Origin of the sequence: Microbacterium psychrotolerans (assembly GCF_031085295.1) — a bacterium.
GTDB classification, from domain to species: domain Bacteria; phylum Actinomycetota; class Actinomycetes; order Actinomycetales; family Microbacteriaceae; genus Microbacterium; species Microbacterium psychrotolerans.
The window spans coordinates 213,304-236,593 of sequence record NZ_JAVFWO010000005.1; the positions used below are offsets into that span (position 1 = coordinate 213,304).

The 23,290-nt window shown below is 72.3% G+C and carries 27 protein-coding genes; 13 read left to right on the forward strand and 14 right to left on the reverse strand.

The features are described from left to right. Nucleotides 1-6: 6 nt before the first annotated feature. The 6 genes from Q9R08_RS16850 to Q9R08_RS16875 all read left to right on the forward strand — a co-directional run bounded on the left by Q9R08_RS16850 (nucleotide 7) and on the right by Q9R08_RS16875 (nucleotide 6,877). A complete protein-coding gene (locus Q9R08_RS16850; RefSeq protein WP_308869300.1) occupies nucleotides 7-1,920 on the forward strand; it encodes a copper amine oxidase in 1,914 nt (637 codons plus the stop codon). A gap of 99 nt (nucleotides 1,921-2,019) precedes the next feature. Further along, nucleotides 2,020-2,706, forward strand: coding sequence for a DUF305 domain-containing protein (locus Q9R08_RS16855; RefSeq protein ID WP_308869301.1), 687 nt, complete (start codon nucleotides 2,020-2,022; stop codon nucleotides 2,704-2,706). After that, nucleotides 2,703-3,281: a signal peptidase I gene (lepB, locus tag Q9R08_RS16860; protein ID WP_308869302.1), complete on the forward strand. Its 579-nt coding sequence runs from the start codon at nucleotides 2,703-2,705 to the stop codon at nucleotides 3,279-3,281. The genes Q9R08_RS16855 and lepB overlap by 4 nt, the downstream gene beginning before the upstream one ends. 119 nt (nucleotides 3,282-3,400) lie before the next feature. Next, nucleotides 3,401-5,929: an FdhF/YdeP family oxidoreductase gene (locus Q9R08_RS16865; RefSeq protein ID WP_308869303.1), complete on the forward strand. Its 2,529-nt coding sequence runs from the start codon at nucleotides 3,401-3,403 to the stop codon at nucleotides 5,927-5,929. A gap of 28 nt (nucleotides 5,930-5,957) precedes the next feature. After that, nucleotides 5,958-6,437: a MogA/MoaB family molybdenum cofactor biosynthesis protein gene (locus Q9R08_RS16870; RefSeq protein ID WP_308869304.1), complete on the forward strand. Its 480-nt coding sequence runs from the start codon at nucleotides 5,958-5,960 to the stop codon at nucleotides 6,435-6,437. Next, the gene (locus Q9R08_RS16875; protein WP_308869305.1) at nucleotides 6,437-6,877 is read left to right on the forward strand and encodes a molybdenum cofactor biosynthesis protein MoaE; all 441 of its coding nucleotides are present in this window, start codon (nucleotides 6,437-6,439) and stop codon (nucleotides 6,875-6,877) included. The genes Q9R08_RS16870 and Q9R08_RS16875 overlap by 1 nt, the downstream gene beginning before the upstream one ends. Nucleotides 6,878-6,920: 43 nt before the next feature. On the opposite strand, the gene Q9R08_RS16880 is transcribed toward Q9R08_RS16875, so the two are convergent. The 9 genes from Q9R08_RS16880 to Q9R08_RS16920 form a co-directional block, all read right to left on the reverse strand. Next, nucleotides 6,921-7,154, reverse strand: coding sequence for a MoaD/ThiS family protein (locus Q9R08_RS16880; RefSeq protein WP_308869306.1), 234 nt, complete (start codon nucleotides 7,152-7,154; stop codon nucleotides 6,921-6,923). After that, entirely contained in the window at nucleotides 7,154-7,429 is a 276-nt protein-coding gene (locus Q9R08_RS16885) for a DUF6457 domain-containing protein (RefSeq protein ID WP_308869307.1), read from the reverse strand. The genes Q9R08_RS16880 and Q9R08_RS16885 overlap by 1 nt, the downstream gene beginning before the upstream one ends. After that, the gene (mobA, locus tag Q9R08_RS16890) at nucleotides 7,426-8,073 is read right to left on the reverse strand and encodes a molybdenum cofactor guanylyltransferase (protein ID WP_308869308.1); all 648 of its coding nucleotides are present in this window, start codon (nucleotides 8,071-8,073) and stop codon (nucleotides 7,426-7,428) included. Before mobA ends, Q9R08_RS16885 begins: the two co-directional genes overlap by 4 nt. Then, nucleotides 8,073-8,567 (reverse strand): cyclic pyranopterin monophosphate synthase MoaC, encoded by a 495-nt coding sequence (gene moaC / locus Q9R08_RS16895; RefSeq protein ID WP_308869309.1) that lies wholly within the window; start codon nucleotides 8,565-8,567, stop codon nucleotides 8,073-8,075. Before moaC ends, mobA begins: the two co-directional genes overlap by 1 nt. Further along, entirely contained in the window at nucleotides 8,564-9,796 is a 1,233-nt protein-coding gene (locus tag Q9R08_RS16900) for a molybdopterin molybdotransferase MoeA (protein ID WP_308869310.1), read from the reverse strand. Before Q9R08_RS16900 ends, moaC begins: the two co-directional genes overlap by 4 nt. Next, nucleotides 9,793-10,992 carry a ThiF family adenylyltransferase gene (locus tag Q9R08_RS16905; protein ID WP_308869311.1) on the reverse strand — a complete coding sequence of 400 codons (1,200 nt, stop codon included), beginning with the start codon at nucleotides 10,990-10,992 and terminating at the stop codon, nucleotides 9,793-9,795. Before Q9R08_RS16905 ends, Q9R08_RS16900 begins: the two co-directional genes overlap by 4 nt. An 88-nt stretch (nucleotides 10,993-11,080) precedes the next feature. Beyond that, nucleotides 11,081-12,280, reverse strand: a complete 1,200-nt coding sequence (locus Q9R08_RS16910; protein WP_308869312.1) for an NAD(P)/FAD-dependent oxidoreductase — start codon at nucleotides 12,278-12,280, stop codon at nucleotides 11,081-11,083. A gap of 182 nt (nucleotides 12,281-12,462) precedes the next feature. Next, nucleotides 12,463-12,735, reverse strand: a complete 273-nt coding sequence (locus Q9R08_RS16915) for a hypothetical protein (RefSeq protein WP_308869313.1) — start codon at nucleotides 12,733-12,735, stop codon at nucleotides 12,463-12,465. Between the two features lie 19 nt (nucleotides 12,736-12,754). Then, nucleotides 12,755-13,762, reverse strand: coding sequence for a hypothetical protein (locus Q9R08_RS16920; protein WP_308869314.1), 1,008 nt, complete (start codon nucleotides 13,760-13,762; stop codon nucleotides 12,755-12,757). A 95-nt stretch (nucleotides 13,763-13,857) separates the two neighbouring features. Between Q9R08_RS16920 and arfB the strand changes: the two genes are divergently transcribed. After that, nucleotides 13,858-14,295 (forward strand): alternative ribosome rescue aminoacyl-tRNA hydrolase ArfB, encoded by a 438-nt coding sequence (gene arfB / locus Q9R08_RS16925; protein ID WP_308869315.1) that lies wholly within the window; start codon nucleotides 13,858-13,860, stop codon nucleotides 14,293-14,295. Nucleotides 14,296-14,337: 42 nt separating this feature from the next. Here the strand turns inward: arfB and Q9R08_RS16930 are convergent, their stop codons facing one another. The 3 genes from Q9R08_RS16930 to Q9R08_RS16940 all read right to left on the reverse strand — a co-directional run bounded on the left by Q9R08_RS16930 (nucleotide 14,338) and on the right by Q9R08_RS16940 (nucleotide 15,964). Continuing rightward, entirely contained in the window at nucleotides 14,338-14,625 is a 288-nt protein-coding gene (locus Q9R08_RS16930; protein ID WP_308869316.1) for a DUF1905 domain-containing protein, read from the reverse strand. Nucleotides 14,626-14,733: 108 nt separating this feature from the next. After that, the gene (locus Q9R08_RS16935) at nucleotides 14,734-15,063 is read right to left on the reverse strand and encodes a nuclear transport factor 2 family protein (RefSeq protein ID WP_308869317.1); all 330 of its coding nucleotides are present in this window, start codon (nucleotides 15,061-15,063) and stop codon (nucleotides 14,734-14,736) included. A 43-nt stretch (nucleotides 15,064-15,106) separates the two neighbouring features. Then, the gene (locus Q9R08_RS16940; protein WP_308869318.1) at nucleotides 15,107-15,964 is read right to left on the reverse strand and encodes a PHP domain-containing protein; all 858 of its coding nucleotides are present in this window, start codon (nucleotides 15,962-15,964) and stop codon (nucleotides 15,107-15,109) included. A 378-nt stretch (nucleotides 15,965-16,342) separates the two neighbouring features. On the opposite strand from Q9R08_RS16940, the gene Q9R08_RS16945 reads away from it, so the two are divergent. The 6 genes from Q9R08_RS16945 to Q9R08_RS16970 all read left to right on the forward strand — a co-directional run bounded on the left by Q9R08_RS16945 (nucleotide 16,343) and on the right by Q9R08_RS16970 (nucleotide 21,781). Continuing rightward, nucleotides 16,343-16,735 carry a TOBE domain-containing protein gene (locus tag Q9R08_RS16945; RefSeq protein ID WP_308869319.1) on the forward strand — a complete coding sequence of 131 codons (393 nt, stop codon included), beginning with the start codon at nucleotides 16,343-16,345 and terminating at the stop codon, nucleotides 16,733-16,735. A gap of 1 nt (nucleotide 16,736) precedes the next feature. Then, nucleotides 16,737-17,543 (forward strand): molybdate ABC transporter substrate-binding protein, encoded by an 807-nt coding sequence (modA, locus tag Q9R08_RS16950; protein WP_308869320.1) that lies wholly within the window; start codon nucleotides 16,737-16,739, stop codon nucleotides 17,541-17,543. Beyond that, nucleotides 17,540-18,373, forward strand: coding sequence for an ABC transporter permease (locus tag Q9R08_RS16955; RefSeq protein ID WP_308869321.1), 834 nt, complete (start codon nucleotides 17,540-17,542; stop codon nucleotides 18,371-18,373). The genes modA and Q9R08_RS16955 overlap by 4 nt, the downstream gene beginning before the upstream one ends. A gap of 25 nt (nucleotides 18,374-18,398) precedes the next feature. After that, a complete protein-coding gene (locus Q9R08_RS16960; RefSeq protein ID WP_308869322.1) occupies nucleotides 18,399-19,562 on the forward strand; it encodes a sulfate/molybdate ABC transporter ATP-binding protein in 1,164 nt (387 codons plus the stop codon). Next, a complete protein-coding gene (locus tag Q9R08_RS16965) occupies nucleotides 19,559-20,167 on the forward strand; it encodes a GNAT family N-acetyltransferase (RefSeq protein WP_308869323.1) in 609 nt (202 codons plus the stop codon). Before Q9R08_RS16960 ends, Q9R08_RS16965 begins: the two co-directional genes overlap by 4 nt. Before the next feature lie 66 nt (nucleotides 20,168-20,233). Further along, nucleotides 20,234-21,781 carry an SDR family oxidoreductase gene (locus Q9R08_RS16970; protein ID WP_308869324.1) on the forward strand — a complete coding sequence of 516 codons (1,548 nt, stop codon included), beginning with the start codon at nucleotides 20,234-20,236 and terminating at the stop codon, nucleotides 21,779-21,781. A gap of 136 nt (nucleotides 21,782-21,917) precedes the next feature. On the opposite strand, the gene Q9R08_RS16975 is transcribed toward Q9R08_RS16970, so the two are convergent. Next, the gene (locus Q9R08_RS16975) at nucleotides 21,918-22,862 is read right to left on the reverse strand and encodes a capsular polysaccharide synthesis protein (protein WP_308869325.1); all 945 of its coding nucleotides are present in this window, start codon (nucleotides 22,860-22,862) and stop codon (nucleotides 21,918-21,920) included. A gap of 9 nt (nucleotides 22,863-22,871) precedes the next feature. After that, nucleotides 22,872-23,264 carry a VOC family protein gene (locus tag Q9R08_RS16980; RefSeq protein ID WP_308869326.1) on the reverse strand — a complete coding sequence of 131 codons (393 nt, stop codon included), beginning with the start codon at nucleotides 23,262-23,264 and terminating at the stop codon, nucleotides 22,872-22,874. Between the last annotated feature and the right edge of the window lie 26 nt (nucleotides 23,265-23,290).

Genomic DNA, 23,290 nt, shown 5'->3' on the forward strand with positions numbered 1-23,290 from the left:
CTCCCGATGAAACGAAACCCCCTTCGCCGGCTGCTCGGCGCGGGCACCGCGATGGCGCTGCTGGCGGGCGGCCTCGTGCTGTCCGCACCGGCGGCGGCCTCGGCCCAGACGGTCACCGAGGCATCCTGCTCCGGCGACTCCCTCGTCTCGAAGACCCTCGAATCCGGCTCCAGCTGGCAGATGTGCTGGCGCCTCGACACCTACCGCGGACTCGTCCTCGACAAGATCGCGTACCAGCCGCGCGACGACGCGGCGCCGATCCTCGTGCTCGACTCGATCGCGCTCGCCCAGCTCAACGTGCCGTACGACACCGGCGCCACCGAGTACAACGACGTGACCACCTACCAGGTCGGTGGGCGTCGCCTGCAGGCCATCGCGGCGGTCGACTGCCCGGTCGGCGAGGTGCACAGCGCGTGGGTAGACGCGACCCGCGGCGAGATCCCGGCCGTGTGCATCGGCGAAGAGGACTCGGGCCTCGCCTACCGCTCGAACATCACCAATGACGCGCTGTACGCCGCGCAGGGCACCGATCTCGTGCTGCACAGCGTGTCGCGCATCGGCTGGTACGAGTACCAGACCGAGTACCGGTTCCACGACGACGGTGAGATCTCGGTGCGCCTCGGCGCCACCGGCGACCTGTCGCCCAACGACTACGTCGACGTCGTGAATCAGGGGTGGCCGATCGCCCCGGGCCAGGAGGACTTCGCGGTCAACCACTACCACTCGGCGTTCTGGCGCGTGGACTTCGGCCTCGACTCCGGCGCCACCCAGCTGGTCGAGAAGTTCGCGACCACGCCGACCGGCGAGTACGGCACCACGGGCGACACCGGCCACACGGCGATCCTCGAGACGCAGCTCACGCAGATCACCAACGAGACCAAGACGATGGGCTCGAACCGCGAGGCGTACCGGGTCGTGAACCCCGAGAGCATCAACGCCGACGGGCACGCCCGCTCGTACGAGATCATCGTGCCGCGCGACCAGGCCTACAACCTCAACCCCGAGACCGACTACGACATCGCGTTCACGTCGGCCAAGTCGGACGAGATCCACGCCAGCCACAACCTCATCCCGTCGAAGGCGGGGCAGATGGTCACCGACTACATCGCCGACGGCGAGACGCTCGAGGACCCCGTGGCGTGGGTGAACGTGGGCTTCCACCACATCAACCGCGACGAGGACCAGAGCCCCATGCCGATCCACTGGCAGGGTTTCACCCTCTACCCACGTGATTTCGCGGCGCAGAACCCGAACATCCCCGAGGGCCGCAAGTGGGTCAACGGCGACATGCGCGGGGTGCCGAACCCGAACATCACGCCGACGCCGACGGCATCGCCGACGCCCACCCCGACGACGGAGCCCACCACGGAGCCCACGCCGACGCCGACCGAGTCCGGCAACGGCAACGGCAACGGGAACGGCAATGGCAACGGGAACGGCAACGGGAACGGCAATGGCAACGGGAACGGCAACGGGGGCTCCACGCCGCCCGCCGCCGCGCCGGTGACCTTCGGCAGCGCCGAGGTCGCCCCCGGTGCCGCGCAGTCGGCGACCGCGAGCGGCTTCACCCCCGGTGAGACCGTGAGCGCCGTGATGCACTCCGACCCCGTCGACGTCGGCACGTTCGTCGCCGACAGCGAAGGCGTCGTGAGCGTCCAGTTCGTCGTGCCGTCCGACACACCGGCCGGCGAGCACTCGCTCGTCCTCACCGGGCAGACCTCGTCGGCCGTCGCCCAGGGATCGTTCACGGTGGCGTCCGCGTCGCCCGCGGCGATCTTCGGCGCACTCGCGACGACCGGGACCGACGCGAACAACTGGGCGCTGTCGGGCCTCCTGCTCCTGGTGGCAGGAGCCGGACTCGCGGCCACGTCGTGGCACCTGCGCCGCCAGCAGGCGGCCAAGGGACGGGCCACGGCCTGATCCCCGCCCGCGGGGCGGCGCGCCGGTCGCGTCGCCCCGCGGGAACCCTTCGTCGCGGAAGCACCCGCCCGCGGCATCCGGAGCTGAAAGGACGTCCCCATGCGCAGTCGGATCGCCGCCTTCGGCGTCGTGCTTGCCCTGTCGACCGCCATCGTGGCGGCGGGGGCGGTGGGGCTCAGCCTGACGACGAGTGAGGAGTCGGTGCCGCAGGCCGCCTCCACGGGGGCGAGGACGGATGCCGCGACCGCCGCCTACCCGACCGTCGAGGATCACTGCTACATCGAGGGAATGATCCCGCACCACGAACAGGCGCTCGCTCTGAGCGGCCTCGTGCTGGACGCCTCCGGCGTCCGCGAGCGCACGCGTGCGCTCGCCGAGTTCATCGTGGCCGACCAGACCGCCGAGATCGAGACGATGCGGGCATGGCAGAACGCGTGGCGGGGCGCGATCCCCGCCGGCGGTTCGAGCGGCGGCCATGACGGTCACGGCGGTGCACAGCCTGCCGCCGGAGCGGTGCCGACCGGATGCGGCGACCACCCGCACACGCAGATGAAGGGCATGGCGAGCGCCGAGCAGCTCGCCGCGCTCGACGCGGCCGAGGGCGACGCCGCGGAGAGGCTGTTCCTCGACCTGATGATCGCCCATCACGAGGGCGCGCTCGAGATGGCCGAGAGCGCCGTCCGCGAGGGAACCAATGCGTACGTGCGCTCGTCCGGCAAGCACGTGCTCGTCGAGCAGCAGCGTGAGATCGCGGCGATGACGGCGCTGCTCGCCGAGGCGCCATGACGATCGTCGCCGGGTCGGCCGTGCTCCGCCGATCGGCCGGGGCCCGGCGACGGGCGCTCGGAGACCGGCGACGAGCGCTCGTCTGGCTCGCGGCCCTCCTGATCCCCGTCGGCGCAGCCCTTTCGCTCACCGCGGCCTTCGGTGTCGCGGCGGTCCGCAACGACTCGATGAACCCGACGCTGCACAGCGGCGATACGGTGCTGTTCGACCGGTGGAGCACGCCCGGGCGCGGGGACGTCGTGCTCCTCGTCGACCGCGAGGGGTGGTCGGGTACGCAGGGCGCGCTCCTCGTGAAGCGGGTCGTCGGCGTCGCCGGCGACGTCGTGGTGTGCTGTGAGGCGGGAACCGGCCGGCTGCTCCTCAACGGAGCGCCCATCGACGAGGCCTATGCCGGCGCGGTGCGGCCGGGTGGCGACGTCCCGTTCCGCGTCACCGTGCCCGACGGTGCCGTCTGGGTCATGGGCGACAACCGGGCCGCATCGGCCGACTCCCGGGCATCGGTGTCGGCGCCGGGGCATGGCGCCGTGGCGCGGGACGACCTGCGCGGCACCGCGCGCGCGTGGTGGGGCGGCTGAGCACGCGGTACGACGCGCAGGGACGGATGCCGGCGGCCGCCGGCATCCGTCATTCGAAGGCGTGCTGCTCGTGCGTCGTGAGGCACCCTCGACGGTCTCGCGAGGCATAGCCTGGAGGTATGGCGACGAAGCCCCCGAGAGCCGATATCGACGAGACCCGCGTGCACGTGTCACGGCCCAAGAGGGTCGCCGTCGGCGTGCCCGCGATTCTGCACGCGCTCGAGATCGCGAACGAGCAGATGGGTGTGGCGCGGTCGGTGCAGACGCTGCTGCGCGTCAACCAGAAGGACGGGTTCGACTGCCCCGGCTGCGCCTGGCCCGAGGAGGACAAGCGCCACATCGCGGAGTTCTGCGAGAACGGCGCCAAGGCGGTCGCCGAGGAGGCGACGCTGCGCCGTATCGGCCCGGATTTCTTCGCCGCGCATTCACTCGGCGAGCTGCGTGGCCACGACGACTGGTGGCTCGGCCAGCAGGGGCGGCTGACCCACCCGATGGTGCTCGAGGAGGGGGCGACGCACTACCGCCCCATCTCGTGGGACGATGCGCTGGCCCTGGTCGCGGATGAGCTGCGGGCGCTGGACGATCCTGATGAGGCCGTCTTCTACACGTCGGGCCGCACGTCGAACGAAGCGGCGTTCCTGTATCAGCTGCTGGTGCGGGGGCTGGGCACCAACAACCTGCCCGACTGCTCCAACATGTGCCACGAGTCCTCCGGCTCGGCGCTGACCGAGACGATCGGCATCGGCAAGGGCACCGTCTCGATCGACGACATCCACGAGGCCGACCTGCTCATCGTCGCCGGGCAGAACCCGGGCACGAACCACCCCCGTATGCTGTCCGCGCTCGAGAAGGCGAAGCAGCGCGGGGCGACGATCATCGCGGTGAACCCGCTGCCCGAGGCCGGACTGCTGCGCTTCGAGAACCCGCAGACGGTCCGAGGCGTCGCGTTCGGCGGCACCAAGCTCGCCGACCAGTTCCTGCAGATCCGCCTGGGCGGCGATCAGGCGCTGTTCCAGGCGATCGGCAAGCACCTCCTCGAGGCGGAGGAGGCCGACGGGGGTGTGCTCGACCACGAGTTCCTCGCCGCGCACACCAGCGGCTTCGAGGCCTACCGTCAGGCCATGGCGGATGCCTCGTGGCGCGACCTCGTCACCGCCACGGGTCTTCCCGAGAAGTCGCTGCGACGCGTCGCCGAGACCGTGCGCACGTCGAAGGCGACGATCGTCTGCTGGGCGATGGGACTCACCCAGCACAAGCACTCGGTGCCGACACTGCGCGACGTGGTCAACCTGCTGCTGCTGCAGGGCAACATCGGCCGCGCGGGCGCGGGCGTGTGCCCCGTGCGCGGGCACTCCAACGTCCAGGGCGACCGCACCGTGGGCATCTACGAGAAGCCGTCGACGGCGTTCCTCGACGCCCTCGACGCGGAGTTCGACTTCGCCGCCCCGCGCGAGCACGGTTTCGACACGGTCGGTGCGATCCGCGCGATGCGCGACGGCCGCGTGCGGTTCTTCATGAGCATGGGCGGCAACTTCGTTTCGGCGACCCCCGACACCGAGGTCGTCGAGGCGGGCATGTCGCGCGTCGGGCTCACCGTGCACGTCTCCACGAAGCTCAACCGCTCCCACGTCGTCACCGGGCGCCGCGCCCTCATCCTGCCGACGCTCGGGCGCACCGACCGCGACCGCCGCGGCGGTCGCGAGCAGCGGGTCACCGTCGAGGACTCGATGGGAGCCGTCCACGCCTCCCGCGGCCGCCTCGCGCCGCCGTCCGAGGAGCTCCTCAGCGAGGTCGCGATCGTCGCCCGGCTCAGCGCGCTGGTCTTCGGCGACGGCGCCGTGGCCGGCATGTCGTCACGTGGGGAGGAGATGTCACGAACGGAGGACGGTTTCGCGGCATCCGATCCTCCGCTGGACACATCCCCTCCGCTCGTCGCACAGGATGCCGCGCCACACGTTGCCGACGCGACACGTCATGACCGCGGGTATCCCGAGCGGTCGCCGCGCGAGGAGGCCCGCACCGACGGCCCCGATCCGGCCGGGCTGCGGCGTCCGTCCAATGTGCCGCACGCGGACTGGGCGGCGCTCGAGGCGGACTACGCGCTCATCCGCGCCCATATCGCGCGGGTCATCCCGGGGTTCGATGACTACGAGGAGCGCATCGACAAGGGCCGCACGCTGCACCTTCCGAACGGGCCGCGCGATGCGCGCCGCTTCGCGACGCCCGACGGCAAGGCGCGCTTCACCGTGAACCCGTTGGAGTATCCGCGGATCCCCCGCGGGCGCCTCCTGCTGCAGACGGTGCGCTCGCACGACCAGTACAACACCACCATCTACGGCAAGGACGACCGGTACCGCGGCATCCACGGCGGACGCCGGGTCGTGCTGGTGAACGCCAAGGACATCGTCGCGCTGGGCTTCGCCGAGGACGACATCGTCGACCTCGTGTCGGAGTGGCGGCGGCCGGACGGCACGCTCGAGGAGCGGCGGGCGGAGGAGTTCCGCATCGTCGCGTACCGCACGCCCCGGGGCAACGCCGCCGCGTACTATCCCGAGACCAACGTGCTGGTGCCCCTGGACTCCGTCGCGGACGTGTCGGGAACGCCGACGTCGAAGTCCGTCGTGGTGCGACTCGCACGCCGCACCTGAGAGCCCGGCGCGTGCCTAGGCTGGAGGCATGACCCGCGCCGCCGTCATCACCGTCTCCGATCGCTCCGCCGAGGGAACGCGCCCCGACACCAGTGGACCGATCGCGGTCGCGGCGCTGCGGGAGGCCGGCTTCGACTGCGCCGACGCCGTCGTGGTGCCGGACGGCGCCGACAGCGTCGAGCGCGCGCTGACCGCCGAGGTCGTCGCCGGCGTGAAGCTGATCGTGACCACGGGCGGCACGGGCGTCTCGCCGCGAGACCAGACGCCGGAGGGCACCGCCCGCGTGGTGACCCGCCAGGTGCCGGGCATCGCCGAAGAGCTGCGCCGACGGGGTGCGGCAGACAAGCCCGCCGGCATGCTCACGCGCGGGATCGCCGGCGTCGTCGACCCGCATGCCGCGCTCGTGGTCAACCTGCCCGGGTCCCCGGGCGGCGTGGCCGACGGGATGCCGGTGGTGCTGTCGGTCGCCCGACACGTGCTGGACCAGCTGGGCGGAGGGGACCACTGATGACCGTGACGACCGACGCGGTGCGGGTGGCCGCGATCAGAGCCGAGCCGCTCGACCTCGACGCGCACCTGCACGCCGTCGACGATTCCCGCATGGGCGCCGTGACGACCTTCGTCGGTCGCGTGCGCGATCATGATCCGGATGCCGCGACCGCCGTCGTCGCCCTCGAGTACTCGGCACATCCTGACGCCGAAGCCGCGCTCGCCCGCCTGGCTGCCGCGGCGATCGGGGCCACCGGTGCGCTCGTCGCCGTGTCGCACCGGGTCGGCACGTTGCACGTGGGGGACGCCGCGGTCGTGATCGCGGTCGCATCAGCACACCGCGCGGAGGCGTTCGAGGTGTGTCGCACGCTCATCGAGACGATCAAGACCGACCTGCCGGTCTGGAAGCGTCAGGTCGAATCCGACGGCACCGCCACCTGGCTCGGCCTCGGGGGCTGAGCGCAGAGGCCGAGGACCGTCGCCCTCGAATCGCGGGAAGGGATCAGCCGCCGGCGAAGGGCGGCAGCACGTCGACCGTGTCGTCGCTGCCGAGCGGCGTGTCGTCGTCGACGCGTGCGCCGCCGACGAGCACGGCGCAGCGGGGCAGGATGCCGCCCAGCCCGGGGAACTCCTCCGATACGGCGCGCCGCAGTTCGCCGAGCGTCGCCTCGGAGCGGCGCTCGGAGTCCCGGCCGGTCGCCTCCTGCGCGGCGGCGAAGTAGCGGACGACGGCCATCAGGCCTCGTGCTCCCACTCGCCCGCAAGCGCGGTGATCGCGGCCACGGCGGACTCGATGTCGGCAGGAGAACCGCCGTTGCGACCCGCTACGAGCCCGGCCACGAATGCGCTGAACGGCGCCGCGGGACGTGCCACGCCGATCGCCACGTCGCGCGCCAGATCGAGGATCAGCGACACCGGCACGTCTTCGGGCGCGAGATCGAACCGCTCGCGCAGCGCGGCGGCCCAGGCGTCGAGGGCCTCCGGGGGAAGGGTGCGGGACTGCTCGCTCATGGCGACTCCTCCAGGCTGGGGTGCGCGTGGTCGGCCCGCGCGCGGGCCTCGTTCAGATCCTCCCACGTGTCGACATCGCGGGTCAGGTCGTCGGGCGCGGCGACGACGGCGATCGCCACGTCCGCGACGAGCCTGTGCACGGGTTGGTCACGTCCTCCGGCAGGCAGAGCGGATGCCGCCTGACGCAGCGCCCGCGTGCGGTAGACGGCCGTCAGCCACTGGGGTCGGCTCGACGCGTCGCCGAGGCAGAGCCCCTCGGTGTCGGCGGGGAGCAGGGGCAGATCGTCCACCAGCCGCCGGACGGCCGCATCGATGCGGGGGAGGTCGCAGGCCAGCACGAGAGTCCACTCCGGGTCGTCCTCCGCCGGCCAGGATGCGAGCGCCGCGACCACGGCGGCGACCGGGCCCCCGAACGGCGGATCTTCGCGCACCCATTCGACGGGAAGGTTCTCGTCGAGCACCGGTGCCACGACGGTGACAGGGCGGGCGCCGGCATCCGTCGCCGCGGTCACCGCCGCCGACAGCAGCGTGCGCCCGCCCACCTCGAACAGCGGTTTGACGGCGCCGTCCACGCGGGAGCCTCGGCCGCCGGCAAGCAGGATCGCGCCCAGGCCGGTGGGGACTACGGGTCGCCGGTCGGGCATCAGCTCTCGCCCGGGCGGTGCCAGTCGCCGCTTTTGCCACCGGTCTTCGTGACGATGCGCACGTTCTCGATAGAGGTGCCCTTGTCGAGCCCCTTCACCATGTCGACGACGGCGAGCCCCGCTACCGAGACCGCGGTCAGCGCCTCCATCTCGACGCCGGTGCGGTCGGCGGTGCGCACCGTCGCCTCGATCGCGACGCCGTCGTCTTCGACGGCCAGGTCGACCGCAGCGCCGTGCACGCCGATGACGTGTGCGAGCGGCAGCAGTTCGGGGGTGCGCTTGGCCGCCTGGATGCCGGCGATGCGAGCGACCGCGAGTACATCGCCTTTCGGCACCGACCCGTCGCGCAGTGCGGAGACCACGTCGGGCGCGCAGCGCACGAACGCGCGAGCGGTCGCGGAGCGCACGGTCGGCTGCTTCAGCGTGACATCGACCATGCGCGCGTTCCCCGCGTCGTCGAGGTGCGTGAAGGTCGGCGGTTCGGGCGTGCTCATGAGATCAGCATGACATCGACGACATCGCCCGCCGCCACCGCGTCGATCTCGGCCGGCACGACGGCGTACGCCTCTGCCCGGCCGAGTCCGCCGGCGAGGTGGGATCCGCCGCTGGTCGCCGGGACGGCGCGCCAGGCCGCCGGGTCGGAGCGGTCGATCGTGACCGGCAGGTACTGGCGCCGCGCCGGAGGGGTGCGCCAGCCGGCTCCCGCCCGCAGCGCGATGACCGGGCGCTCGATGACCCGGCGACCCTGAAGGCACAGGAGCGCCGGCCTCACGAACACCTCGAACGAGACCGCCGCACTGACGGGGTTGCCCGGAAGCCCGAACAGCAGCGTGCCTTCGCCGAGGCGGCCGAAGCCCTGCGGCTTGCCGGGCTGCATGGCCACCTTCGAGAAGACCATGGTGTGGGCGAGCGTGGTCTTGACCACCTCGTAGGCTCCCGCGCTGACACCGCCGGAGAAGATGACGACGTCCGCGCGATCCGCGGACCGGGGGTCCGTCACCTCGGTGAGCAGGGCGTCGAGCGCCCCGCCCTCGTCGGCAACGCTGGCGCGGCGCACGACGTCGGCGCCCGCCTCGCTGGCGAGGGCGGCGAGCAGCACGCTGTTCGACTCGGGGATCTGCCCGCGTCGCAGCGGGGCTCCGGGCTCGACGAGCTCGCTCCCCGTGGAGATGACGGCGACACGCGGTCGACGTGCGACCACGACCTCGGCGACGCCCGCTGCCGCCGCGGCCGCGACCTGCAGGGGGCCGAGCAGTCCGCCGGCGGCGAGCACCTCGTCGCCGGCGCGGGCGTCCTCGCCGGCGCGACGGATGTGGGCGCCCACGGCACGCGGGGCCCTCTGCACCGAGATCGCGCCGAGGGAGTCCGCGAGCCCGCCGGCGGTGTCTTCGAACGGGACGATCGCATCGGCAGCCGTCGGGACCGCCGACCCCGTCATGATGCGCGCGGCCTCGCCCCGGGCGAGTGCCGGGTCGGCGTCGGTGCCGGCGGGGAGGTCGGCGACGACGCGGAGCGTCGCCGGTGCGGCGGCCACATCCTCGAAGTGCACCGCGAACCCGTCCATCGCGGAGTTGTCGAACACCGGGATGTCGACGGCGGCCCGCACCGGTTCGCGCAGCGTGCGGCCGTGCGCGTCGGCGAGGGCGACGCGCTCGGTCTCCAGCGGTTCGGCGGCCGCGAGCACATCGGCGAGGTGCTCCTCGACCATGCGCAACCCGCTCACGCGCGCACCGTCGCGCCGGCCGCGTCGCGGCTCCACGCGTCCATGCCGCCGGCGAGGACCGATGCCTCGATCCCCGCGGCACGCAGGGCCGCCGCCGCGCGCTGCGCGCGCATGCCGACCTGGCACACCACGACCACGCGCGAAGCCTCCACTCGCCGCGGCTCGGCGAGCACATCGCCGAGCGGCAGGAGTGTCGAGCCGGGGATGACGCCGCGCGCGGTCTCGAACGGCTCGCGCACGTCCAGCAGCACCGCCCCCGCACGCTGCGCGGCGAGCGCCTCGGCCGGAGTCAGCTGGGGGATGGGTGCGGGGCGGGCGGGCTCGGGAACCGACTGCGAGCCGGCGGTCGCGTCCGACGAGCCGGCCGCGACGTCTTGGGGCGCGGCAGACTCGCCCGCGGCGGGGGCTGCGGAACTGACCGAACGGACCTCCGCAGGACGCAGCGGCACCTCGTCGGCCCGGGCGCGGAGGGCGTCGATCACCAGCACGCGTCCGAGCAGCGGGTCGCCGACGCCCGTGATGAGCTTGATGGTCTCGGTGGCCAGGAGCGCACCGACCTGCAGGCAGAGGGCGCCGAGCACGCCGACCTGTGCGCAGGTGGGGGCCTCGCGTCCGGCATCCGGCGGGTAGAGATCGGCGAGGTGGACGGGCTCAGCGCCGGCGGGCGGCGCCGACCAGAACACCGTCGCCTGCGCGTGGAACTCCTGCACGACGCCCCACACGAGCGGAACGCGGAGGTCCTCGCACGCGGCGGCCACGGCCTCGCGGGTCTCGAACGTGTCGGTGCCGTCGACGACGACGTGCGCGCCGGCGAGGAGCTCGCGCGCGTTGGCGGACGTGAGCACGGCCTGCACCGGCCGCACCACGGTCGTGGGCGAGAGGTCGGCGGCGATGCGCACGGCGGATTCGACCTTGGCGGCACCGACATCGGCCACCCGGTGCATCACCTGCCGTTGGAGGTTGGATGCCTCGACCAGATCGTCGTCGATCACCGTGAGGGTGCCGACGCCGGCGGCCGCGAGCGCCAGCACGGCGGGGGAGCCGAGGCCGCCCGCACCGACGACCGCGACGTGGGCGGCGGCGAGGCGGCGCTGCGCGACGTCGCCGAAGCCGGCGAGCACGCGGTGCCGCGCGGTGCGCGTGCGTTCGGAATCGGTCAGCTCGGCGAGGGGCTCGACGAGTGGGGGAAAGGCCATAGCGACAGGCTACGCCGCGTGCATCGGGGGTCGGGCGCCGCCCACCCGATCATGTCCGACGCGCCGACGGCCGTCGGGACGGGCAGGGTCAGACGCGCCCGGTCAGGATGAGGTTCCAATACACCCAGGGCAGGACGTGCCGGTCGAAGACCCATGACAGCCGGCTCTCCCGGTACATCCGCCGGAAGAACGGGATGGTCGGCTTCTGCTTGCCGGCATCGTCGAACTCCGCCCACACGACCGTCGACCGCGAGACCGTGAACGGGCACACTGCGTAGCCGTCGTAGCGCGCCTTCGGCTCCTTGCCGCGGAGCACCCTCGAGAGGTTCCTGGCCAGCACCCACGTCTGCTTGCGCAGCGCGCCGCCGCACTTCGAGTTCGTGGTCGCCGCGGCGTCGCCGAGAGCCCAGACATGGGGGAATCGCGGATGCCGCAGCGTCCGCGGATCGACCTCCACGAAGCCTCCCGATGCCCCCGGCGCCGGCAGCACCGACGCCTTGAGCCAATCCGGTGCGGACTGCGGCGGTTCGACGTTGAGCACGTCGTAGTGCAGGTGCTCGGGCCCGTCCGGGCCGCCGATCACCACCTCCTGCGTGGCGGAGTCCACGCGGAGGAGCACCGAGCGGGTGCGGAGCTCGATGCCGTACTCCTCGATCTTGCGCTCCAGCTCGCGGTCGAACGGCGCCAGGAACGCGGTCTCGGTCGGCACCACCATCACGACCCGGATCCTGTCCAGCACGCCGGTGGCACGCCAGTAGTCGCAGGCCTGGTACATCGGCTTCTGTGCGGCGCCCGCACACGAGGCGGGTCCGTCGGGCTGCGTGAAGATGACCGTGCCCTCCTTGAGGTCGCGCAGAAGCAGCGACGCCTTCTGCGCCAGCTCGAATTCGTAGTGGGATGCCGCCGCCGGCGTCTGCATCGCCTCGGCAAGTCCTGGCACGCGGCCCCAGTCGAGTTGGATGCCCGGACACACGATGAGCTGGTCGAACGTGATGCGCTCACCGCTCTCGAGCAGGACGGCGTTCGCGTCGGGCTGGACGGCGGTGACGGCATCCTGGATCCACTCCACCCCCTTCGGCATCACCTCTCGCTGCGAGCGGACGGTGATGCCGGCGCGCGCCGTGCCGCCGGCGACGTGCGAGAACAACGGCTTGTACAGGTGCTGCTCGCGCGGCTCGACGATGGCGATGTCGTCGACGCCCGAGCGCCGCAATCGCGCGGCGACCGAGATACCGCCGTTGCCCCCGCCGATCACCAGCACCTGGTGGTGCGCCTGCTGCTCGGACATGTTTCCTCCCCGCGGATGGCGACGCCGCCCACCGGGTCCACGGCTGCCGCGTCTGAGATCTCCCTGCTGGCGAGATTAGGCAGGCACGTGGAAGAAGCGAGGGGGCTTGCGCCGGGGGCTGCAGTCGCACGAGGATGCCGGGTCGCGCTCGTCGGGGAACCGGAACACGCCCCGTCGTGCGCTCAGGCGGCTGATCGCCGGGCCAGACGCCAGCCGCCGACGAACGCGAGCGTGATGAGCCCGAGGCTCAACGCCGCGAACCCGAAGATCGTGACGCGGGAGACGAAGACGAAGTCCCCGCCCGGGGTGAAGGCGACATCGGCGAGCGGCTGGTATGCGAACCAGCCGAACGATGCCGGCGTCGAAGCCCCGATGACGATCGCGACCGCTCCCGCGAGGACGAGAAGTCCCGCGGTCATCCACCCCGCCAGTTCCTTGCCGCTCGGCTGCGCCATCTCCCGACCCTATCGACCGTCAGCCCGCCGGCGTCAGCAGGTCGAGAAGCTCCGGCGACGCGGTTCGAGGCCGGAAAGCCGGGTCCACCAGCCGCCGGCAGCCGTCGAGTTCGACGGTGAACGGCTGTGATCGCCCGCTCACGAGGCTCGGGTGCACGACGACCCACCTCGTAGCCGCGTCCGTGCACGAGGAGGTCTCGGGAGCCAGCCGAGCGTCCGCGAGCACGGCTTGCGCCTCGGCGGCGGCCAGTTCGCGCAAACCGGCGAACACATTCGGTTCGCCCGCAACCGCCGGCGAGCTCGTCGACCCCACTCCGGCGACGTAGTCGCACAGCCGCGCTCCGTCGACCGTGGCGACCTCTGGCCATGCCGGAGGCTCATAGGGGATGACCGCGTCCTCGCCGATCACCTGGTCGTCGGGCAGGCCGGTCTCGGCGAGAAGACCGCTCCCCTCATCGAGGCCGGCGATGACGAGCATGCTCGCCTGCGTGGCGCATCCCGCAGTCGTCGCCGCCGCGGACTCGACCAGCGAGTCGGGCGTGAAGGTCTCGTCCACCACCGTGAGGGCAGCGAGCGCTTCGTCCAAGCCGACGGGCTTCGGCGCCCCGCACCCGTCGGACGGGACTGCCACGCGTACGACGCGCCCCTGGGCGTCCTCCACCCACAGCTCTGGGGAGAGGAAGCCGATCGCGGTGCACGGCCCCAGGGAACGCGCGTCGCTGGGAGACGCCAGAGCCGCGAGCACGGGTTCCAGCTCTCCCTCGAGGCGTTCGAGAAGCGCCCCGGACCAGACGCCGTCGGCATCCTCCCGAGACGCGTACGGATCGCACCGCAGGACCGCGACCGCTGGGAAATCCGACGGCACCAGTCCCGCCTCGGCGTGCCCTTCCTCGAAGGTCTGCGGGCATGCCACCGTCGCAACGGGCGTCGCCTCGACGCGCGGGTCGGTGCCGAGTCCGGGAATCACCCCGCAGCCGGCGAGCATCAGGCTCACGGCGAGAGCCGCGACCGCCGTCAGACGTCGCATCGTGTGCACCTCCGCTACCGACGCTAAGAGGCGCCGGAGCGACGCTGCACAACGACCCTGTAACGATGCCCCGCACGCAAGAGGATGATGGACCCATGCCCGCTGCCCACCGTCCCGGCCTCCGGGTGGGCTCCGGGCTCACCATTCCCGAGTCCGAGCTGACCTGGCGGTTCTCCCGGTCATCCGGACCGGGCGGGCAGGGGGTGAACACCGCCGACTCGCGGGTGGAGCTGCTCTGGGATGCGTCACGCTCGGCCGTGCTGTCGCCGCATCAGCGCGAGAGGCTGCTCGCGAGGCTGAGCGGTCGCCTCGTCGACGGGGTGCTGACGATCGCGGCATCCGAGCATCGCGCGCAACTGCGCAACCGGGATGCCGCACGCGCACGGCTTGCCGCCGTCGTCGCCGACGCGCTGCGGCCGCCTTCGCCGTCGCGACGACCCACGCGTCCGACCCGGAGCGCCAAGGAGCGGCGCCTGAACGAGAAGAAGCGGCGCACCGACGTCAAGCGGCTGCGCCGCCCACCCGCCGACTGACGCGTCTGCGTGCGCGGCCTCGACGGCGGGGAATCTCGAGTGCTACGAGCGGCGCCGGGTGAGGTGGACGTCCACCGAGTCGCCGTCGGTCTTGCCGATCGCCTTTCTGACGTCGGCGTTGATCGGGAGCTTGTGCGTCCCGTCGCCCAGCGCCATGAAGGCGCCTTCGAAGGGGTGGCCATCCACGGTGCCCGCCACCTTGACGAGTCCGCGGGTGCCGAAGATCGCGGCGGAGTCAGGCAGCTTCACGCAGGTCCAGGTGTCTCCTGGCTGAGCCTTGCCCAGGGTGGCGGTGAAGCGGATGTCCAGGGTCCCCGTCTTGTCCGACATGATGGCTCCGATCTCGGCCGCCGCAGCTGTGAAGAGTATGGCCCGGGCGGTGGCCGCTCACTGGGATGACGATCGAACGTCGTCCCGATCGACAGCCTCTGCCGAGCTTCAATCGGGAACGATGACCACGCTCCGGATCAGGCCGTCGCGCAGGGTGAAGCGGAACGGGCTGGTGCCGTTGAACCCGTTGCCGGTCACCGCGAGGTGCACGAGGTACGTCTCGGGCGGCGCCTCCGCAGCGATGTCGACGAGCTCGAAGTGCGACTGCTTGCCGATGTTGTCGGTGCGATCCCACTCTCGGATGCCCGCGTGCCCATGCGCCACGCGGCCCCAGTCGTCGAGCGAGCCGTCCTCGGCGAAGGCGGCGACGAAGGCATCGGAGTCGCCGGCGTTCGTGGCGTCGATGAAGGCCGAGATGGGAGCGGGAATGAGTGCCATGCTCCGATCTTCCACCCGTATCGGCCGCGTGGCCCGCCCAGGATCAGCGGATCCAGAAGTCCTCGGCGCGCGCACCCGGGCGGAACCCGAAGTGCTCGAGCATCGCCGTCGCCTCCGGGAAGTGCGCGGCGAGCATGTCGGGTCCGTGGGCGTCGCTGCCGAACGTGACCGCGCGGCCCCCCTCCTCCGCCCACCACTGCGGGATCCACGGCCAGAGCCGCCGGGTGTTCATCTCGAGGGCGCGGTCCGCCTCCGCGATCGCGCGCATCGCGGCTCGGAACCCGCCTTCGAACCTGCGAGGGTCGAAGGGGCCGGCGGTCGCGACCGGCCACGAGCGCACGGCGTAGTCGATGTGCGTGAATACTGCGAAGGCGTCCGACCCGGCCACCATGCGCGGAATCTCCTCGAGATAGCTCCACATCACATCGTCCGCCGGCCGATGGCGGTACAACGTGGTCGGCTCGGCACGATCGACACCGTCGAGGGGGAGCATGTGCAGCGACCCGTTGACCCGATCGATCGCCCCGCCGGCGAGCAGATCGGCGGCGTGCTCGCCGCGCAGGTGCGGTTGTCCGAATTCGACGCCCGTGAGGATGCGCAGTTCGGGGAAGTCGTGACGACACCGTTCGATCGCTGTCAGATAGCCCTCGACGTCGAACGGGGGCAGCCGCACATGCCCGCTCTCGTCGACGTACTTCTGCGCGTGCTCCCCGATGTCGCCGTCGTCGACTCTCCAGTCGCGCTCGAAGTCGAGGTGCTCGGTGAACACGATCGCTGCGAGTCCGATCCGGACCGCACGTTCGCAGGTGCGGACCATCGAGCCGTGCGAGGCCGGATCCGAGCCGCAGTCCCACGACCATTCGCTGTGCACGTGGGCATCGGCGGGAAGAGTCGCCGTCATCTCGCCGAGAGTACTCCCGGTCGCCGGTGCCCCCATGACGCCGTGACACACGCGCGGCTGCGTGGACGTTCGGGCGTCGCGGGTGGTGGCTTCGCCGCCGCCGGCGTTGCGGCGTGTCGTGACCCCGGAGCATGGGTGTGGACGTTCGGGTGTCACGAGTTGTGGCTTCCACGCCGGGGTAGCGGCGTGTCGTGACGCCCGAGCGCTGGGGGATGCCGGCGCGGCGATGGGGCGGCGGGGTCGAGCGCCGGTGCTCGCCGCGGTTCCGCCGCGAAGTGCTCGATGCCGAAGCGCATCGGGCGCCGATACGGACTCGATTTCCGCACGTGCGGCGAAGAGCGCGTCGAAGACCCGCAACCGCGGTGATAGCGTGACGATATGGCGAGCTACAAGATCTCCGAGGCGGCGCGGCTGCTCGCGGTCAGCGACGACACCGTCCGCCGGTGGATCGATGCGGGCACGCTGCCGACGACCGGGGCGTCGCCCGTCGAGATCCCCGGCGACGCGCTCGCCGCACGCGCCGTCGAGCTGGCCGCTGCGCCCGGTGATCCGGCCGACGTGCTCTCGAGTGCGCGCAATCGGTTCGTCGGTCTCGTCACGCGCGTACAGCTCGACGGCGTGATGGCGCAGGTCGACATCCAGTCCGGTCCGCACCGCGTGGTGTCGCTCATGTCGTCCGAGGCGGTGCGCGAGCTGGGGCTCGAACCCGGCTCGCTCGCCGTCGCCGTGGTCAAGGCGACCACGGTGATCGTCGAGACCCCGAGGGCCTGACGTGCGCCACGGGGCAACCATTCGCGCCGCAGCAGTCCTCGCCGCCCTGGTGCTCGGACTCGCCGGCTGCGCCGCCGCCGTCGACCGGGATCCGGGCGCGACATCTCCCGAGGGGACGTCGGCAGAGCTCGAGCTGTCCGGAGAACTCACGGTCTACGCGGCCGCGTCGCTGCGGGCGGCGTTCGACGAGTTGGCGACGCAGTTCGAGCAGCGGCATCCGTCGCTCCACGTGCAGCCCCTCACGTACGACGGCTCGTCCACGCTGGCGACGCAGATCATCGAGGGCGCCCCGGCCGATGTCTTCGCCCCGGCGGACGAGCCGAACATGCAGAAGATCGTCGACGCGGGCCTCGCGAGCGATCCAGAGCTGTTCGCGACCAACACGCTGACGCTCGTCGTTCCCGCGGGCGACCCTGGCGGGATCGAAGGCCTCGATGACCTGTCGGATGCTGATCGGACCGTGGTGCTGTGCGCCGCCGAGGTGCCGTGCGGAGCGGCATCCGCGACGCTTCTCGCGAACGCGGGCGTCGAGGCGAGCGTCGACAGCTACGAGCAGAACGTCACCGCCGTCCTCACCAAGGTCGCAGCCGGAGAGGCCGACGCGGGGCTGGTCTACGTGACGGATTCCTCGGCCACGAGTGCTGTCGACGCGATCGAGGTTCCGGGGGCCGACGACGTCGTGAACCGGTATCCGATCGCCGCGCTGAACGATGGCGCGAACCCCGAAGCGGCTGACGCCTTCGTCGCATTCGTGCTCGGCGACGAGGGCCGACGGGTCCTCTCGGCGCTCGGGTTCGGAGCGCCGTGACCGTCACCGCGGCGCGCGACGTGCGCGCGCACGAGGAGCGCGCCGGCTTCGTGCCCCGCGTCCTCGCGGTGCCGGCGGTGATCGGGCTGGCTCTGCTGGTGCTGCCGCTCGCGGCACTCGTGCTGCGGGTGGAGTGGTCGACGTTGTGGTCCGACGTCACCTCGCCGCAGGCGCTGTCGGCGCTCGGGCTCTCGCTCGCCACCGGCGCCGTCGCCACGACGGTCTGCGTCGTCCTCGGCGTGCCGCTCGCGCTCCTCATCGCTCGGAGCACCGTGCGGACGGCTGCCGTGCTGCGGGCCTTCGTGACGGTGCCGCTCGTGCTGCCGCCGATGGTCGGCGGCGTCGCGATGCTGTTCCTGTTCGGCCGCACGAGCTGGCTGGGCGGGATCCTCGCCGAGTGGGGTATCCGCATACCGTTCACCACCACCGCCGTCGTCCTCGCGCAGACCTTCGTCGCTCTGCCGTTTCTCGTGCTCGCCCTCGAAGGGGCGCTGCGCTCCACCGGCACCGGCTTCGAGCAGGCGGCGGCCGGACTGGGCGCGGGGCGCTGGACGATCCTCGCCCGCGTGACCCTCCCGCTCGCGGCGCCCGGCCTCGTCGCGGGCATCGTGCTGTGCTTCGCGCGCGCGATCGGCGAGTTCGGTGCGACGGCCCTCTTCGCCGGGAACGCTCCGGGAGTGACGCAGACCATGCCGCTCGCGATCTACACGGCGTTCAACGGCGCCGGCGTCTCGCAGGGCACCGCGGTGGCGCTCTCGCTGCTGCTGCTCGTCACGGCCGTCGGCGTGCTGCTGCTCGTGCGGGCGTGGCGCGCGGAGGCCCCGCGATGAGCGGCGCGGTTCGCGGGGGCGCGCGATGAGCGGCGCGGCGGCCGAGGATGCCGCCACCGGCGCCGGCGAGGGACTCGAGGCCCGCGTCCGCGTGGATCGCGGCGGGTTCGCGCTCGACGTCACCCTCAGCGTGCGGGCGGGCGAGGTCGTGGCCCTCATGGGTCCGAGTGGCGCGGGGAAGTCGACGCTGCTCGGCGTCCTCGCCGGATTGACGGGGTTCGGCGAGGGGGAGGTCCGGCTGCACGGCCGTCTGCTCGACCGGCGCGCCGCCGACGGCTCGGCCCCTCGCCGCACGGCGCCGGCGGCGCGCGGGGTCGTGCTGCTCGGACAGGATCCGCGCCTGTTCCCGCATCTCAGCGCGCACGCCAACGTCGCGTTCGGGCTGCGGGTGCACGGCGCGGCGAAGGCCGCCGCGGCGGCCGGAGCCGACGGCTGGCTTCGACGCGTGGGACTGGCGGGTCTCGGCGAACGCCGTCCCGCGCAGCTGTCGGGCGGACAACAGCAGCGCGTCGCGCTGGCGCGGGCGCTCGCGACGTCGCCCGCCGCGATCCTGCTCGACGAGCCGCTCACGTCGCTCGACACCGAGACCGCCGGTGACGTGCGCGCCCTGCTGCACCAGCAGCTCGCCGCGACCCGCACGACGGCGGTCGTCGCGACCCACGATGCGGTCGACGCGGTCGCGCTCGCGAGCCGTCTCGTGGTGCTCGAAGGCGGCCGCGTCACGCAGACCGGCCCGGTGCGCGAGGTGCTCGCGTCTCCGGCGACACGGTTCGCCGCGGCAGTGGCGGGACTCAACCGCGTCATCGGAACGGCGGAGCCCGCGCGCGGGCCGGGCGATGAACGGCGCTCCGAAGCGCCCGCGTCCGCGACTTGGCGCGCGGGCGGCCTGGTGCTGCCCTGCCCGGCGCAACCGCCCGGCCAGACCGCCGCGGTCTTCCGGCCGGGCGACGTGCAGATCATCGACGGACCGCCGCGCGAGCCGGGGGAGTGGACCGCCCGCATCGTTCGACTGGAGCAGACGCCCGCCGGCGTTCGCGTGCGCACCGCCGATCCGGATGTCGCCGTCGATGTCGCGGCGGACCGGGCGGCAGGCCTGGCTGCGAACGATACGGTCGCGCTGCGACTGGATCCCGCCGACGTGCGCTTCGTCGCCGCGAGCGAGGACGTTTCTCATAGACTCGCCCGGTGACGCGAATCCGCCCCTTCCGCCCCGGTGACGAACCCGCTCTGGTCGACATCTGCCTGAGGACAGCGGATGCCGGAGCCGACGCGACCGGCATCCTCGACGACGACGATCTCTGGGCCGAGATCTTCGTCCTCCCCTACGCGGCGCATCACCCCGAGTTCGCGTTCGTGGTCGAGACGGACGACGGCCGCGTCGTCGGCTACATCGTCGGCGCCCCCGACTCCGCGGCGTTCGAGGAGTGGTTCGCGACGGAGTGGTGGCCGCGGCACGCCGAGCGCTGGCCGCGACCCCAGGGCGAGCCGACGGCCACCGACTCGCGCCAGGACGGCATCCTCCGCTACGCGTATGCCCGCGCCGGCGGTGCCCAGCCCTTCGGTGACGAGTACCCGGCACACCTGCACATCGACCTGCTGCCCGAGACGCAGGGTCAGGGCCTCGGCCGCCGGCTCATCGAGACGCTCGAAGCGGCTCTCCGCGAGGCGGGGGTGCCCGGTCTCCACCTGGTGGCTTCGGCTGACAACACCGGCGCCATCGCCTTCTATCCCCGGGTCGGCTTCGAGCCGCTCCCGTCGCCCGAGGGCACGCAGGTCTTCGCGACGCGCCTCTGACCTACGCGACGGCCGGCCCCGCGTCAACCCGCCCGGGTGCGGAGCATGCCCGCGTAGTCTGCCCCCGTGGACGATGTCTCTGCGCCGACCGGTCGTGAGCCGGCACTCCTGGCGCTGCCTCGCCCCGACGGCACCCCGCCCCGTGCGCTGGTGCTGGGGGCGACGGGGTATATCGGCGGGCGGCTGGTTCCGCGCCTGCTGAACGCCGGCTACCGGGTCCGCGTACTGGCGCGCGACCCCGCGAGAGCGGCGGCGTTTCCGTGGGGCGATCGCGTCGAGATCCTCCGTGGCGATGCCGCCGACGAGGACGCTGTCGGCGAGGCCGTGCGCGACGTCGACGTCGTCTTCTACCTCGTCCACTCGATGTCGGGCGGCAAGCGGTTCGCCGACACCGACCGGCGTGCCGCCGAGACGGTCGCGAACGCGGCGGCCGCGGCATCCGTCGGGCGCATCGTGTATCTCGGCGGGCTGCACCCGACCGGGGTGACGCTCTCGCCGCACCTGCAGTCGCGCGTCGAGGTGGGGCGGACCTTCCTCGAGAGCGGCGTGCCGACGATCGTGCTCCAGGCGGGCGTGGTGATCGGGTCGGGGTCGGCCTCGTTCGAGATGGTGCGCCATCTCACGGAGGTGCTGCCGTACATGCCCGCGCCGAGGTGGGTGCGCAACCGCATCCAGCCCATCGCCGTGCGCGACGTACTGCATTACCTGCTGGGCGCCGCACGACTGCCGGCCGACGTGAACCGCGCCGTCGACATCGGCGGCCCCGATGTGCTGCGCTACGGGCAGATGATGAACGGCTACGCCGTCGAGGCCGGGTTGCGCCAGCGTGCGATCGCCGCGCTCCCGGTGCTGACGCCACGACTGGCCTCGTACTGGGTCAATCTCGTGACCCCCATCCCGCGCGCGATCGCGCGGCCCCTGGTCGAGTCGCTCCAGAACGAGTGCATCGTGAAGGACCACGGGATCGACGAGCTCATCCCGCTGCCGGAGGGCGGTCTCACCTCGTACCGCACCGCGGTGCGGCTGGCGCTCGGCAAGCTCGAGACCGATGCGATCGAGACCAGCTGGCAGGACGCCGGGGTGCTCGACGCCCCGAGCGATCCGCTGCCGAACGATCCTGACTGGGCGGGTCGTGTGGTGTTCAGCGACGTGCGCACGGCCCATACGCCGGCGTCGCCCGACGCGCTGTGGCGCGTCATCGTGGGGATCGGCGGCGAGAACGGCTGGTATTCGTCACCGCTGCTGTGGGCCGTGCGCGGCTGGATGGATCGACTTGTCGGGGGCATCGGGCTCGCCCGAGGGCGGCGCAGCCGTGATCGGCTGGCCGTGGGGGATGCGCTCGACTTCTGGCGGGTCGAGGCACTGGAGCCGGGACGGATGCTGCGCCTGCGGGCCGAGATGAAGGTGCCGGGTCTCGCGTGGCTCGAGCTGCGCGCCTCGGCAGACGAGGCTCGCGGCGGCTCACGCTACGACCAGCGCGCCGTGTTCTTCCCGCGAGGACTGGCGGGACGACTGTACTGGCTCGCCGTCCTGCCGTTCCACGGGTTCATCTTCGCGGGGATGGCACGGCGCATCACGGCGACCGCCGCCGGCGGGGGTGCCGACAAGGGCTGATCCCCGCGGCGGCGCGGACAAGCTGACCCGCGCGGCGCCGCGGCGGCCCGGCGGCCCGGCGCCGCGGCGGCGCGTCCGGCCGCATCACGCCGTGGGGACGGCCGGGGCCGCCACATCGTGAGGACGGTGTCGCACGTCACGCCGTGAGGATCGGGTGGCGCGACACCAGTCGGTCCAGCACCGAGCCCGGCGGCACTGCGTCGTACTTGTAGCTGAGCTTCTGCACGATCGATGCGCCTGCGACGAACCGCATCGCGTCGGGTTCCCACGGCTGCATCATGCCCAGCTGCAGCAGGTGACTGGCGGCGCTCGACAGCGTGGGCGCGGCTTCCCACTGTCCGTGGAACTCGGGCACGAGATCGAGGAGGACCTCGAAGATGCGGTGGTAGAGGAAGTAATCCGGGATGCCGCCGCCCGACTCCCACCAGGCCTCGAGCGCGAGCCGCTGCAAGCGGATCAGCGGAGTCGCCGGCACGGCGGCGATGAACCAGTTGCCGATCTGGCGGCGGGTCCAGCGCGGATACAGGGCACCGGCGGTGAGCAGAGGTGCGACCGCCTGGGGGAGCGGGGCGGGTGCCCAGCAGGTGGCGTCGACCCAGATGCCGCCGAGGCGATCGAGCACGCTGATGCGGACGAAGTCCGAGAAGTGCGCGGGGTGATCCTTCTCGAGCGCGTCGGCGACGGCATCCGGGATCTCCACCAGTTCGCGCGCCGACGTGCCGTCGAGCACGGTCAGCGGCGTCGGGAGGTCGTCGTGCAGGCGGGACATCTCGCCGACGCAGGCCTGGACCAGCGGCGGCGCGACGTCGAGCGGCGAGTTCCAGAACGTGTAGAGGTTCAGCGCCGACGGATCGACGCGTCCGCCGTCGCGGCGCGCGAGGATCCTGCCGTCCCTGCGGGGGCCGGTCTGCTCCGGCAGGCCGGCGGCGATCCGAAGCTCGGGCAGGCGAGGGCGGAGGAATTCGGCGAACGTGCGGTAGGCGGCGATCGCGGCCACCGGGTCGACGCTGTCACGGAACCGGTCGGCACGTCGCAGCTGCGCCTCGAGACCCTCGAAGGGGTTCGGGATGCCGTCGCTCACGATCAGAGCCTAGGCCGTGGTCCGCTGGACCACCTGGATCAGGTGGCCGTCGGGATCCTGCACCCACGCGATGAGCAGCGTCTCGAGCCAAGGCTCGGGCGGCTTCACCGGCGTGGCTCCGAGCCCGATCAGGTGCGCGTACCCGGCGGGTGTGTCGTCGGTCCAGAGGACGACGGCAGCACGCTGACCCTCGACGACCGGGTCGAGGCCGTGATCTCCGCGCGTGGACTCCTCGGTCGCGAGGCCGATCCGATAGCCGTCGAGGGCGAGATCGACGTGGATCGGCGTGCCCGTCGCCGGCGTGCGGAACACCTCGTCGAACCCTGCCGTGGAGTAGAACGCCGTGGCACGTTCGATGTCGCGCGTGAACAGGACGATCTGCGGCGTGCGAAAAACCGTCATGCCCGCCAGCCTCGCACGGCGGCGGT

What these genes read in the sequence shown, in the direction of transcription:
- Q9R08_RS16940 (WP_308869318.1), bottom strand. Translation starts at nt 15,964, where the DNA reads ATGACGGCGACTCTTCCCGCCGATGCCCACGTGCACAGCGAATGGTCG.
- lepB (WP_308869302.1), top strand. Translation starts at nt 2,703, where the DNA reads ATGACGATCGTCGCCGGGTCGGCCGTGCTCCGCCGATCGGCCGGGGCC.
- Q9R08_RS16980 (WP_308869326.1), bottom strand. Translation starts at nt 23,264, where the DNA reads ATGACGGTTTTTCGCACGCCGCAGATCGTCCTGTTCACGCGCGACATC.
- arfB (WP_308869315.1), top strand. Translation starts at nt 13,858, where the DNA reads ATGCCCGCTGCCCACCGTCCCGGCCTCCGGGTGGGCTCCGGGCTCACC.
- Q9R08_RS16865 (WP_308869303.1), top strand. Translation starts at nt 3,401, where the DNA reads ATGGCGACGAAGCCCCCGAGAGCCGATATCGACGAGACCCGCGTGCAC.
- moaC (WP_308869309.1), bottom strand. Translation starts at nt 8,567, where the DNA reads ATGAGCACGCCCGAACCGCCGACCTTCACGCACCTCGACGACGCGGGG.
- Q9R08_RS16855 (WP_308869301.1), top strand. Translation starts at nt 2,020, where the DNA reads ATGCGCAGTCGGATCGCCGCCTTCGGCGTCGTGCTTGCCCTGTCGACC.
- Q9R08_RS16930 (WP_308869316.1), bottom strand. Translation starts at nt 14,625, where the DNA reads ATGTCGGACAAGACGGGGACCCTGGACATCCGCTTCACCGCCACCCTG.
- Q9R08_RS16935 (WP_308869317.1), bottom strand. Translation starts at nt 15,063, where the DNA reads ATGGCACTCATTCCCGCTCCCATCTCGGCCTTCATCGACGCCACGAAC.
- Q9R08_RS16870 (WP_308869304.1), top strand. Translation starts at nt 5,958, where the DNA reads ATGACCCGCGCCGCCGTCATCACCGTCTCCGATCGCTCCGCCGAGGGA.
- Q9R08_RS16880 (WP_308869306.1), bottom strand. Translation starts at nt 7,154, where the DNA reads ATGGCCGTCGTCCGCTACTTCGCCGCCGCGCAGGAGGCGACCGGCCGG.
- Q9R08_RS16905 (WP_308869311.1), bottom strand. Translation starts at nt 10,992, where the DNA reads ATGGCCTTTCCCCCACTCGTCGAGCCCCTCGCCGAGCTGACCGATTCC.
- Q9R08_RS16885 (WP_308869307.1), bottom strand. Translation starts at nt 7,429, where the DNA reads ATGAGCGAGCAGTCCCGCACCCTTCCCCCGGAGGCCCTCGACGCCTGG.
- Q9R08_RS16945 (WP_308869319.1), top strand. Translation starts at nt 16,343, where the DNA reads ATGGCGAGCTACAAGATCTCCGAGGCGGCGCGGCTGCTCGCGGTCAGC.
- Q9R08_RS16920 (WP_308869314.1), bottom strand. Translation starts at nt 13,762, where the DNA reads ATGCGACGTCTGACGGCGGTCGCGGCTCTCGCCGTGAGCCTGATGCTC.
- Q9R08_RS16850 (WP_308869300.1), top strand. Translation starts at nt 7, where the DNA reads ATGAAACGAAACCCCCTTCGCCGGCTGCTCGGCGCGGGCACCGCGATG.
- mobA (WP_308869308.1), bottom strand. Translation starts at nt 8,073, where the DNA reads ATGCCCGACCGGCGACCCGTAGTCCCCACCGGCCTGGGCGCGATCCTG.
- Q9R08_RS16915 (WP_308869313.1), bottom strand. Translation starts at nt 12,735, where the DNA reads ATGGCGCAGCCGAGCGGCAAGGAACTGGCGGGGTGGATGACCGCGGGA.
- Q9R08_RS16910 (WP_308869312.1), bottom strand. Translation starts at nt 12,280, where the DNA reads ATGTCCGAGCAGCAGGCGCACCACCAGGTGCTGGTGATCGGCGGGGGC.
- Q9R08_RS16875 (WP_308869305.1), top strand. Translation starts at nt 6,437, where the DNA reads ATGACCGTGACGACCGACGCGGTGCGGGTGGCCGCGATCAGAGCCGAG.
- Q9R08_RS16960 (WP_308869322.1), top strand. Translation starts at nt 18,399, where the DNA reads ATGAGCGGCGCGGCGGCCGAGGATGCCGCCACCGGCGCCGGCGAGGGA.